This window comes from uncultured Dialister sp. (assembly GCF_937959425.1).
Taxonomy (GTDB): domain Bacteria; phylum Bacillota; class Negativicutes; order Veillonellales; family Dialisteraceae; genus Dialister.
Window position 1 is genome coordinate 1 of sequence record NZ_CALGPS010000122.1, and the last position, 12,293, is coordinate 12,293.

Here is a 12,293-nt window from a genome sequence, read left to right on the forward strand (position 1 = left end):
AAATGTCATGTTTATTAATAGGAATCTAATTTACACAAGGAATTTTACACCCTCTTCCCTCGCCCGCAAGGGCGGTTGTAAAGGTTTTATCATACTGGCGCCCATAAAGGTGTAAAATGCACCCCCTCTGTCGCCTTCCGGCGACGTCTCCCCCATTTATAAGAAAGGGGAGATTGTTAAAGGTAGAACTTATTTACGCCCACCACGGCCTTTGCCCCTGAGCGACAGCGACGCAACCCTTGGCCCGTGCGTTAGCACAGGGCCATATGCCCCTCTGCCGCGCAGCGGCAGGTCCCTTCGGGAATACAGAGTAGCCCACCAGCTACCAGCCACTAGCCACTAGCTACCAGCCACCCACCGATCCCAGCCGCCCTGCGGCTGCACGCCCACCAAGGCTGATAGCCGACAGCCGACAGCCGGCAGCAGCCCCGGTCCCGACCGCGCCGTCAGGCACCCCAGTATCAGAACATGGTATTATGATTTTCCGACTTCTCCGGAATATCCTGGATCACATCCCAATGCTCCACGATCTTGCCATCCTTCACGCGGAAGATATCCACCGCCGCCTGGCCGCGGTCAGACGCATTGAGAGTGATATGGTTATGGATAAATACCAGATCCCCGTCAGCTCCGATGTGCTTGATTTCTGCCCTGCTGTCCGGGAATTCCTTCAGAAAACCTTCCACACCCTCCTCAAAAGCCTGCCGGCCATCGGCAAAGCCCGGATTGTGCTGGATATAATCCGGCGATGCCATGGCAGGGATGACAGACGTATTGTGCTTATTGAACACTTCATTCCAGAAATAAGCCACCATCTGCTTGTTACTCTTAAAAGCCGGCACTCCGTCAGCTGCCAGCGCCGGTGCTGCTGCCATGCCCGCCAGAGCGAGACCCATGGCCAGGGCTGCGATTTTCATCTTCATTTTCATATGGATTCCTCCCGATTTCATAAATTCAGTAGTTGTAACTGTTTGAATTATATCATGAAACCAGGGTATTGTAAATATTAAAATTACAATCGCTAATTATGAAATCCTCCGCCGGTGGGTAGTCTTCCGGAAGAATAATAACCACCGTTTCCTTCCTAAAAAGCTCTAAAAAGAACAAAGAGAAGAGGCGCCAGCCCCCCACCGAAACGGGCGAAGGTTCTGGTACCTCTCTTTGACTATATTATATGCGTATAAAAATATGCGTATAAAAGCCGAATTGCAAGGATAACTTATAAAAAAAATTCTATCTTTTGCATATTTAGCTCCTCATTCATCATACTTTCCCTTTCCCGGGGCTTCTATCTTTATTATACGCAGCGCCATGACAGGTTCTGACAGCAAGAGATTAAGTATAGATTAAATATGATTTTCCCTGACCCATGGTAAAAGGCGCCCTGCGAAAGGGCGCCTTTATTATTCAGGGTTCTTTGTACTGCCCGTTTTGCCGGATGCATATGCCATTCTTATTTTCCAAATGTTACGTCCACCAGTTCCTGCAGTTTTCCTTCCTTCGCCGCCTTTGCCGCGTCAGCTTCGGCAAAGTGTCTGGCGTATGCTTCTTTAGATGATTTATCAAAGCCAAGGATGAAATTGGTGGCAATGAGGTAGATGATTCTTGTAGGTGCCATGCCGTAGACCTGTTTGGAGAGGATGTGTCCGATTCGTTCTTTGTTATCCGGATACAGCGCCTTCATTTTGGGACTTCTGAAAAGCCGTTTGATGATTTCGGTGATGTAGAGGCCCGATTTCATGTAAAGGTCTGCGAAGGTGGCATCGGGATTGTCGAAGCAGCCTGGATTTTCTTTTTCCAGGTCGTCCACCATTTTCTTCACCACCCGGCGAGGCGTGAAAATCTGGTTCGTTTTTTGGGGCGGAATGTAGTTGAAAATATCTTCGCTCTGGTTTTCGTCGAAGTAATTGGCCAGTTCCTTCCTTTTCTCCATGAACTGTTTGATGGAGTCGTCAAATACCACTTCATCGAAGAGGTGGCCGTCGAAGTGTTTCTTTTCATGGGTTTTCGGATCGTCGTAGTCGCCGCCGTCACGGAGGAAGCGGAATTCATCTTCCGTAATGCCCGTCACTTCTTTGAACACATCATCTTCGGTGTAGTCGTCCAGGTTGGCCAGGGTGAGCTTGTCGTCGCCGTAGGCCATGAGGAAGCTGGGGATGGTGCGGGAGAAGCCGCGGAGGTGGTCACGGACCGTGTCTTCGATGGAGTCTTTCGCTTCTTCCGCCTTTGTTTCTTCCATCTTACGTACCAGGTCCGTGGGCTGGTTCTGCACGATGTTCTGAATATCTTCATGAATGCCCTGATTGAAGCTCTTTTCGTTTTCCTTCATCCGGTTCTCGAAGTCCTTCAGAATCTGCTCCTGTTTTTCCGACGTTTCAGCATTCCGGATTTTCCTATCCCTTTCCGCTTCTGCTATCCGTTTGTTCTGCAGGAAATCGTCCTTTCGCTTCTGCAGGGTGATTTCGATTTTATTTTTCACGTCTTTGGTGATTTGCTTCGTCTTGGATTTGGGGATATTGTACTGCCCCGCCAGCGGCGTAATAAGGGATGTGGTCACCGTTTCCACGGTGGTCTGCACCAGATGGTCCACCTTGTCCGCCACCTCCGCTTCGTCCTTCGGCGTTTCCCTGAAGCTGTCTACCACATCCTGGAGGCCTTCATTCATGGTGTCATAAATCTTCGGTCCGAAAATGTCGGTGGCGGTGCCGATGACTTTTTCATCCGAAATATCCACATTGCCTTCTTCATCTACGGGGATAGTATCATCAGTCAGGTCTTCCAGATGGTCCTCTTTATGCAATTCTTCCCTGGCAGGGGTGAGCTTGTCCAGTATATCCTTCACCTCCTGCGGTGCCGCAAAGATGCGGCTGATATTGGCAAAGAGGAAATTGGACATAAAGCCCCGGCGCACCACTTCTTCCGACTTCAACTTCCTGGGGATAGAGAGCACCTGGGCCGCATTGAGTTTCACCATGGAGCCTTGGCTGTCCTCGCCGATGACAGGGAAGAAATTCAGAAGGCGGCGGATATTCTTTGCCCTGTCATCCTTTGTTCCATGACCATCCACCGTATCCTTGGAAAGATCATTGGCAAATTCATCATAAATGGTAAGGGTCCTGGCCGGGTCGAAATCAAATACATAGGCCGTCTCCTTGCGGAACCGCTCCCCCCTTTCTCCGATGAAATCGTGGGGATTCTGGGCGCGGAAGGCCGCCTGCATATAGGCGGAGGGGCTCTTCATGTTGCAGAGCATGAGCACGCCGCACCACTGGGGAATGGTGACGCCCACCGTGAGCTGGCCCACGGAGAGGGTAATGGTCTTCGGATAGTCGTGAATGGCTTTCTTCACCTTGTCATAGGCCTTTACCGTTTCTTCATCTTCCGACAGTTTCCCATCCCCGGCCGCCAGCACCACATGGTAGTCCTTGAATACCGGATCCTCCTTCAGAAGCGATGCCAGCGCTTTGGCGGAGCTCACATAGTTCAGGAGCCACAGCGTATGGGGCAGCTTCTTACGGAGCTCTGCCGTAGAGAAGGGATACTTGTCATTGGTAGAAAGGGCATGAAGGAATTTCTTCACTTCCTCTTCGTGGATAAATTTCCCGCTGCCGTTGGTCAGGAAAAATTCATTCAGGTCAAAGGCATAGTCCGTGAAATCTTCCTCGTCCTTCGGAATGGAGGCCCCCTGCTTGATTTCCCCTGTAATCATGGGAGACATCTGGTAGGTAAACATGGAAAGCTTCGGCAGCCGTTCGTAGGGGTTGAAATCGTCGCCCTTCCAGTTTTCCTTGGCTTCCTGCTCGTCCGCATAGGACCAGTTGTAAATCTGGCTGTCGGAGAACTGTCCCTTCGCCAGCTGCTTGAAAGGCGTGCCGGAGAGGTAGAGGATATGGTCGCAGTGCACATGGTCAAAGGCCCGCTCCGTTTTGTAGGTCTCCACCCCTTCCTGGGATTCGTCCACAATGAGAAGGTCGAAATGAAGGTCTGCTATCCACTTCAGCTTGTCGATGCCGCCGCCGAAATAGACGGACCCTTTCAGGCCCTGCAGGGATTCAAAGGCCACCATGCCCTGATGGTGCTCCTCGTCATGCTCCATGGCATCCAGAAATTCATCCCTTGTCATGACCCCCTTCTTTCCCTTCAGGGCGTCCGTTTCTGACACGAAATCAAGAGGCGTCTGCCAGGCGATGAACTTCTGGAAATCTTCAGCCCAGGAATTGGCAATGCTGGGCCGGTTCGTCACCACCAGGGTATTCTTGAATCCCATGGTGCGGATAAGGTCATAGGACGTCAGGGTCTTGCCGAAACGGGGCTTCGCATTCCATAGGAACTCCCGGCCGCCCCTTTCAAAATAAACCTTCGTCTTTTCCACCGCTTCCTGCTGTTCACGGCGGAGCACATAGGACAGACCCTTTTCCGTTTCCGTCTTGAAATCCCGGCAGGCGAATTCATTGAAATAGGAGCGAGAGCGATTTCCGTCAATGTGAAACCACTCCGTCTTCGGCTGGCGCTCCACATTCTTATACCGCTCCAGATAATCATGGAAATCGTGGTCCGTGAAGCTTTCCCCGCTGCCATCCTTATAAATAGCATTGTCCTTCCAAAGGAGCTCCACCTGGATGTCCGCCGTGTGAGTCTGCTGGCGGATGCGGTCCTCCACCTTCTGCTTTTCGGTATACCCGATTTTTGTCCAGCCCTCATGATAGGAAATACCCGGCGTGGTATAGGCGTAAATCATGGGAATAATGCGGCCATAGGGCTGAATCATATCCACCGTCTTCATTTATTTCATCTCCTTTACATGGGATTCAATAAAGGAGATTTCCTTTTTATTTGCCAAATGTAACAAATGGGAAGTATTCATTTGGAAGACCTCCTCATATTGTTTATTCTGGACTTGATATAATCCATATCCTCTTGACTAAGACCCATCAGTTCAACAAGCTGCTTATCAATGTCTTCGTCAAAATTTATTAAATTATTATTATCGGTATAATCAAGCAAATCGGGCACTTTTTTCCCAAGTGATGAAAGAGCTTCATCCGTCAACAGGAAGGCATATCTTATAATGTAACTTTCAACATACTTATAAAAATTCTCAGCCTCTTTTGGTGTTCTAAAAGACCGCAAAGCAACACGCGCCCTGCCAAATGCTGAATGATTATCTATAATTTCCAACTGTCTATCTCGTTTCTGTCCTCCAGCATTGGCACTGGAAACTACTACTTGCCATTGAGAAAGATAATCCATGTTAGAAATCACATTTCTGTCAGCAATAAACCATTTAGCTCTTCCGCTTTTACCTGCTTTATCATTTGTAAATAACTTTATCTGCCTACTGAAATCAATCTCAGAATCTTTACTTAACGGTTCTACTTTATCCTGGTTTTTAGAAACGAAATCACTTTCTATGCCAAAAAGAGACCTTGGTAAGATGTGATTATGCAGGAAATCCAAAGAGTTTGTTTTTACAAAGTTGGAAAATTTATCAGCTAAAATCATATCTGTTGGATCCAGTGGGATTAAGTCTGTCCCCGGATTATCCAGATGTACTGATTTTACCTTTCCGTGTTTAATGTATGTATAAGTGAATCCCCCAGATGTTTTCTTCATTTTCTTCACCACTATAGAGATTCCATCTGCTATCTGAACATCTGGGAAAACATCATTTGCATCGGCATAAAATAATACTTTATCTAAATGTGGATCATTAATCTGCTTGAGTCCAAAGTCCTTCATGCCTTTACCGGATTGATGAATCCATCGCCCCCCCGGATAAATTAATGAATTACTAATCTCTGTTACTTCATCCGCGGCTAACTGAAATTTTTGGAATATATTTTTCCTTGCACGCTGACCATTAACATCTGAATAATGTTCAGTTTCCTCCTGATAGGGTGGATTTCCGATAATATAATCAAATTTCATACCCCTGTCCCTCTTTCCTATTTCATTAAATGCAACACTCTTACACTCATTTCTCCAGTCATAGATCCGGCAGGCGGGATGCACATCCTCTTCCTTAAAATCAGGATCCCCCAGTTCAAAGAGGCTTGGCCCCAGCGGGTCCATGCGGGAATAGGGGATTTCCCCTGTGAGACCATCCATCTGCCACAGGTTCCAGGTGATGATGTTTTCGATTTTCTCCCATTCCCTGATTTCCGGCTCCCGATTCCAGCGATTTCTATAAAAGTCCCGGTAGGTCATCATGAAATTCACCCGGGATATGAGGAGATTGTCCCCCTGGAATTCATAGCCATAGGCAGCTTCATAGGCCCGTTTCGCCCAGACTTTCCATTCTTCTTCTGTTTCCGCATATCGGGACACCGCCTGCAGTTTCCTGTCCAGTATGCCCTTCCGCTCCGGCACGGGAATCATATTTCCTGTGGACACGTCATACCGCTGCACCAGAAAAGGCCCTTCACCGCAGGTAATTTCCAGCCTTCTGCTGTCCACGTACCTTTTCCATTTCTTCTTTGCAAAAAGGTCATCCATGGAAGAAAGGAAATCGATTTCCTCCACCCCAAACCATGCTTCATCCAGATGGTCAATCATAGCGTCGCAGATCCAGCGGGGCGTGAACACTTCCCCATGCTGTTTCGTCCGTTCCGACTGCTGCTCAAAGGCCTTCCGTGCCCGGGTCTTGATAAGCCCTGCATTTTCATAAAGAAGAAGGGGCGTATCTATTTCCTGCTCCCTTTCAAAGGCAGGGCCCCGGTCCCTGTATGCGTCCGTCCCCCAGAGAATATGCCCCTTCGTGGTTTTATCCACCAGAAGCTTCTTCAAGAGCCCCGCCCGATTCAATTCGATCATGTCGTCCGATATATTGATGATCAATGGCATCACCTGTCATTAAAATAAAAGATACAGTCCAATCCTCTTCCTGTATCATCCATTCCATTTACTGATAAAACACTTTATCTTTATTTTACTAACCTGCCGGTTTATAGTCAAAATCAGCCTATGTAAAGTCATGTGGTACAAAAAAAGACGAAATCAAAATTCGCTTTTTTGCGGTCATGTGGATAGCGGCCCCCGATTCCGACCGTGCTGCCCCGCTGACTGATATTTACCGGCGTTCAGCTCACTTACGCCAAGTACCGAGATCCTTCGCTGGCGCTCAGGATGACAGTAAACGGCGGGGCTGTCCGATTTGAATCAGAATCTCGATCCCATCCGCCAGCCCTATTCTGCAGGTAAAATTTTACATTCCTTTTCGCTGCGGTCAAAATGATATTAAAAAAACAGCCCACTCAGTCAAAAAGGGACTGTGAAAAAATGTAGAAATGACACCGCTGCCACTCCACCTCATTGTCATTTCGACCGCAGCGCAGTGGAGTGGAGAAATCCCACGCCCTAATGGCACAAGCAGCATAGTGGCAGGAGATTTCTCGGCTCAGAGCCTCAATAGAACAAAAGGCATTATCATCCATAACTACATGCAGCATCGCTCGAAATGACGTAGAGGCAGGAAGCAGACTGTCATTTGCCCAATTTCCGTGAAAATTTATGTATACAAAAGGGGCTGTGAAAAAATGTAAATCATTTTTTCACAGCCCCTTCCGTTTTTTTTATTTATCATCCGATGAAGCAGCATCCTCTTCGGAAGATGAAATGAAACGATTTCCAATAGGAGTGGCAGTATGTCCATCCAGGTAGGATATGATATTTTTCCAGCAGGAACGGAATGCACGATCGTCTTTTTCCATAGAGTCCCGCGCTTTTTCAAGAGAACAGGATGGTTCCCTCTCTGTATCCCGCTGCAGGATGAACTTATCTTCCCCCTTCGGCAGAGAGACGGTCTTCTGTTCCGGAGAATGGATGTCCATTTCCGTTCCACTATGATTTCCGGCAGGTTCCTTGTCTTTCTGCGTAACGGTCCTTACCGTATCCGCCGTACCTGTCACGTGGAAGGCCTTATCCACAACCAGCTGGACGAACTGTTTCCGTTCATCAGACTGCAGCACGCCCCATCCAAGGGACCGGATCACATTTCCAAGAATTCTGGCCTGTTCTTCCTGTGATTTACCGGAAAGGTTACGGGCTATATCCTGCGCTGAAATTTCCGCTTCCTGAGAATGAACCTGCAGCGGCATTCCATAGGTCTCCCTGGAGAGACGGTCAGTCATAGCCTGTACATCAGGATTAAAGATACCTGCATGGACCGGGCTCCTGTTCCCTGCAATTTCCCATGCACGGTCAAGTCTTTTCATAATGGTATCCCGGCTGCATGATGTGTGGATCAGCACGGGGTTTCTCTGCCCCTGCAGCGGATAGAGCTGGATAGTACCGCAGCCGTCTACGTCTTTGAAAACGGATTCAATATCATGAAAAGAAAATAGTCCTGTTCCGTTTTTCTGGTATACAGGTACAGGCACCAGCAGAAGGCCGTCAGAAAATTGATAGGCAATACCGCGGCTGGTTTTAAATAAGGAAAATCGCTCGACTGAAATGCCATGTGATTCCATGTCACCGATAAGATGGTTCATAAATGTTTCCATGGAGCTGTACTCCGGTGTCATGGTCTCATTATTATCAAATAAAGAAAGTAACCTTGGATATTTGCCTGCGGTGCCGTCGGGAATGACGCATCGCAGTTTCCTGATATTTTGATTGATCATTATTTAAACCTCTTGAAAAATAAACAATGATGATATATTTAACAAATCCCCTCTAATCATCATGTCATTGCTTTTTTGATAAACCATCTGCCTTTCCCGATAAATCCACATATCATTCCTGCTCCTCCTATTCTGAGGGATTTCCTTCCCTCATCGACCCGATCCCTTTCTACCGAGAGGAAAACTGTACAGCCTGTTCGGAAATATTTCATTTCAGGCAAAGCACAGTGTATACTGCAGGAAAAACAGCCGCGCTGGAGGAGGGCACCATATACCCAAGCTTCCCTGGAAGTGGAAATATTTCTTGTCCGAAAGTGATAAAGTATGTATTAATATCCCCATATAATACAGTGGCTTTATCCGTTAAGGAAGCGCTGATTAAATCACTGTCTGCTTTTATTCTTGGATTTTTATGCAATGCAAGGAATGGGACGACGCGAATAGCCAGCTATTTAAGGAGTCCCATGACGAAGCAGTGCATAAAAATCCTTATAAAAGCAGACTCTATGAATTAATCAGTGCTTCCTTAACATTAGCATACTATATATGCACGCAAAAATAAATAGGCAGAAACTGTCATTGTACTGAACAGTCAAGTATATATCGAAATCGCCGTATATGTGCGCAGCCCTTTCATTATGTATAATCTTGCATAAAAATACAATGCACACTCTATCTCATTCTAATTATATATAAAATATAATTATCGGAACCTGCTTATTTACCATTATCCGTCATTATCTCAAATCCTCAATACCGTTGTATAACGGTGAAATTCTAAAATTTTATTAGAACAGATGCAGAATTAAAACAGCTATTCAGCATTTCATAAATGGTTAAATATTCAGTTATTCACAGCTTTATAGAAGGATTGTTCCGGATGTGAATAACTATGGAAGATTTTTATTAAGCGATATAGGAATTTATAATATCCTGCCGGCTTGACAGATTCGACTGTATATTTTCCTGTTTTTCATCGTTTTCCTTTCATTTCCATGCTCTTAATTCATAATGGAAATGGCTGCACCTCTTAGCAGTCCCATTTTCCCCTGCTTCACCGTTTCCTGCAGGAATGAAAAAATCCCCGCCCATAGCTGAGCGGGGATTTTTTCATTCCTTATCCGGCTTCGGTGAGATCATAGGTATTGATCAGACGGATTCCGGAAAGGCTGGAGGAGAGAAGTCCTGCAATAGCCTTTCCTGCATCCATCAGCTGGTCATCGGTGGCGGTGATCTTGATCTGGCTGAAGGAAAGGTTCTTTGTGGCTTTTCTTCCTGTACCGGTAGTACCGTTTTCGACGACTACCTGAAGTTTCACATCGGTCATGGTTTTCTTTGCTGCCATGATAGTCTACCTCCTTTATTCCAATTCTTCCGTGGTGGTGGTGGAAATGGTCACTTTTTCAAGTTCAGTCACTTCCGCACCGCTGCGGGTAACGAGGACGGGAATCAGTTTGGCGGCAGCCGTATTCACTTCTTCCCTGGTGAGGCTGTCCTTGGGATTGGCCAGAGTGACAGTCATTGTGGATTTACCTGATGTTTTGAAAGTAAGATTTAAGGTCTTCATGATGAAGGTCCTTTCTGAGGGGAACCACTTCCGGATTTTTCAACCTCTCGGCCGATGGGGTTGTTCCGGTTCTTTTTCTCCCCTCTGATACTAATATCGCAGTACCTTCCCATTTCTTACCCCCATTAGGCAAAATAATTTCGGAAAATTTCATTTTTCATGACAATGGCCCGGATATTCTGCTTATGCTTGTGTATGTTCTTATAGGAAAGATGACAGATACCATGGATGTCAGCCCAGGAATATCCTTTCATGCGGAGCTGCAGGATCTCTTCCTGCCGTGAGGTAAGTCCAAGACCTGCAATCAGCTGCTCTACTTCCCTTTCCGTCAGTTCATCCTGTTTCATTTCATACCAGTTCTGACGAACACCGTCTACCATGATTTCACCGGATAAAAGGCGATCCTTAGTCTCCTCGTCTTTGATGCCTCCATGTTTCAACATGACTTCATGGCGTCGCATATAATCCACTGCTGCCTGTGATAGCCTTTTCTTCATGTAGGCAGCAAAAGGAAGTCCCCTGCTGCTGTCGTAATCTGCCAGATTTTCAAGAAATACAATCCAAAGAACCTGTGCCATGTCTTCATGGTCAATGGTTTCATAGGCAGTCCTGGTAAGTCCATACACCAGGGGACGGAAGCAATGACATAATTCATCTTTGGCCTTCTTATCCCCCAGTTGTGCTTTGGAAACAAGGTGAGCCGTATGTTCATAATCATATTCTTTTTTCATTGGGAATCTCTTTTCCCCGAAGCGCTCCGGATATATTACCGGCTGGCCATACTATACCATGGCTTTTTTGCGGAAAAGATCATTTGTCACTCATCATTTACTCATAAAAGTCGGTTCACGGTTCTCGAACGGACAATTTTGTCTCTTCAGGAAATTCGAGCTCCTTTTTTCTCCACTTCACCAACAGCGAAGGAACAAAATACACTCATTTTTGTGAGAAATTGAAAAAACTCCGATATTATCGGAGAAAATAGGCCATAAAAAAGTTTTCCCAAGGGCTTGACAGGTTTTGAAAAATGCCTGATTTTTATCCATAAATCAGACTTGAAGCAGCAAAAAAGACAGAAAAGCCTATCAGGGGGAGTATCCAGGTAAGTTCAACCAATGAATCAGGCGTCTGCGCCTTGGCCCTCCCATTCGCATGGGTGCTGCTCAGATCTTGTCGTCAGAGAGAGGAAAGTCCTGCGATCGCTCTTCCTTATTGCTTTTCTGTCTTCTGTTTTCTTGCTTCCTTCTGTTTTCCCGGGCTTTCAGAAGCGGAAGGATGAAAAGTGGAATTCCCTGATGTCTCCCCTCTCCCCTGCCCTCTTCTCTACCGCGGATATGGAAAAAGGCATTTAGAAAATGGGATTCATCATCTCATGAGGTCTCTTCATCCCTCTGATACTAATATCGTTTAAGGTGTGCATTTCTTACCCCCCCTTGTATAAAAATATTTAGAAATTTTCTCGTTGTTCCTCAGGACTCCGCCAGGCTCCTTCCTGAGAAAGGGGCCTTACGTTGCGCTCTTTATTTTTGTGTCACAGGTGCTGCATGAGGTGGTGCAAAAGCCCCTTTCCTCTGGAAGGCAGAAGCCCTGCAGAGGGCTTCTGAGCCGGGCTCTTATTTGAGCATAGCCTGCCGCCTGCCCATAAAGCGAACACCTTAATGCCCGGCCGGAGGTGTCGCCGGACGACCGAGGATAGCGGCCTTTTGAAAAAAGGCCGAGGCCCTGAAAGGGCCTGTGTGACACATAAAGCTGCTCACCGCATATTCGGGCCTATCCTCAGGGCTTCGCCCAGCTCCTTTCTGAGAAAGGAGCCTGCGTTACGTTCTTTCCTCTTGTGTCACAGGTGCAGCATTAGGTAGTGCAAAAATCCCCTTCCACCACTCACGTGGTCCCCCTCCCCGTCAGGCGGTGGGAGGCAGGTTCAAAGTAAGCGCCTCGATTCCGATCCACTAGGGAAGCGCTGATTAAATCATTGTTTGCTTTTATTCTTGAATTTTTATGCAATGCGAGGAATGGGCTGACGCGAATAGCGAGCTATTTAAGGAAGCCCATGACGAAACAGTGCATAAAAATTCTTATAAAAGAAAACTCTATGAATTAATCAG

General features: G+C 46.8%; 8 protein-coding genes. All 8 read right to left on the reverse strand.

What is annotated here, in order from left to right:
• Positions 1-461 precede the first annotated feature (461 nt).
• A complete protein-coding gene (locus Q0482_RS05430) occupies positions 462-950 on the reverse strand; it encodes an ester cyclase (protein ID WP_299144357.1) in 489 nt (162 codons plus the stop codon).
• A gap of 503 nt (positions 951-1,453) precedes the next feature.
• Entirely contained in the window at positions 1,454-4,783 is a 3,330-nt protein-coding gene (locus Q0482_RS05435) for a DEAD/DEAH box helicase family protein (RefSeq protein WP_299144359.1), read from the reverse strand.
• Between the two features lie 77 nt (positions 4,784-4,860).
• On the reverse strand, positions 4,861-6,771 hold the full coding sequence (locus Q0482_RS05440; RefSeq protein ID WP_299144361.1) for an Eco57I restriction-modification methylase domain-containing protein: 1,911 nt from the start codon (positions 6,769-6,771) through the stop codon (positions 4,861-4,863).
• Positions 6,764-6,901: a hypothetical protein gene (locus tag Q0482_RS05445; RefSeq protein WP_299144362.1), complete on the reverse strand. Its 138-nt coding sequence runs from the start codon at positions 6,899-6,901 to the stop codon at positions 6,764-6,766. Before Q0482_RS05445 ends, Q0482_RS05440 begins: the two co-directional genes overlap by 8 nt.
• 670 nt (positions 6,902-7,571) lie before the next feature.
• Complete coding sequence (locus Q0482_RS05450; protein WP_299144364.1) at positions 7,572-8,621, reverse strand: hypothetical protein; 1,050 nt, start codon at positions 8,619-8,621, stop codon at positions 7,572-7,574.
• Positions 8,622-9,738: 1,117 nt separating this feature from the next.
• Positions 9,739-9,966 carry a DUF1659 domain-containing protein gene (locus Q0482_RS05455; RefSeq protein WP_297001956.1) on the reverse strand — a complete coding sequence of 76 codons (228 nt, stop codon included), beginning with the start codon at positions 9,964-9,966 and terminating at the stop codon, positions 9,739-9,741.
• 15 nt (positions 9,967-9,981) lie between these two features.
• Positions 9,982-10,188 (reverse strand): DUF2922 domain-containing protein, encoded by a 207-nt coding sequence (locus Q0482_RS05460; protein WP_299144367.1) that lies wholly within the window; start codon positions 10,186-10,188, stop codon positions 9,982-9,984.
• A 125-nt stretch (positions 10,189-10,313) separates the two neighbouring features.
• On the reverse strand, positions 10,314-10,919 hold the full coding sequence (locus Q0482_RS05465) for a sigma-70 family RNA polymerase sigma factor (protein ID WP_299144370.1): 606 nt from the start codon (positions 10,917-10,919) through the stop codon (positions 10,314-10,316).
• Positions 10,920-12,293: the final 1,374 nt, after the last annotated feature.

Excerpts from the sequence above, each read along its gene's own strand:
- Q0482_RS05445 (WP_299144362.1), bottom strand. The coding sequence starts at position 6,901 with ATGGAATGGATGATACAGGAAGAGGATTGGACTGTATCTTTTATTTTA.
- Q0482_RS05450 (WP_299144364.1), bottom strand. The coding sequence starts at position 8,621 with ATGATCAATCAAAATATCAGGAAACTGCGATGCGTCATTCCCGACGGC.
- Q0482_RS05430 (WP_299144357.1), bottom strand. The coding sequence starts at position 950 with ATGAAATCGGGAGGAATCCATATGAAAATGAAGATGAAAATCGCAGCC.
- Q0482_RS05455 (WP_297001956.1), bottom strand. The coding sequence starts at position 9,966 with ATGGCAGCAAAGAAAACCATGACCGATGTGAAACTTCAGGTAGTCGTC.
- Q0482_RS05435 (WP_299144359.1), bottom strand. The coding sequence starts at position 4,783 with ATGAAGACGGTGGATATGATTCAGCCCTATGGCCGCATTATTCCCATG.
- Q0482_RS05465 (WP_299144370.1), bottom strand. The coding sequence starts at position 10,919 with ATGAAAAAAGAATATGATTATGAACATACGGCTCACCTTGTTTCCAAA.
- Q0482_RS05460 (WP_299144367.1), bottom strand. The coding sequence starts at position 10,188 with ATGAAGACCTTAAATCTTACTTTCAAAACATCAGGTAAATCCACAATG.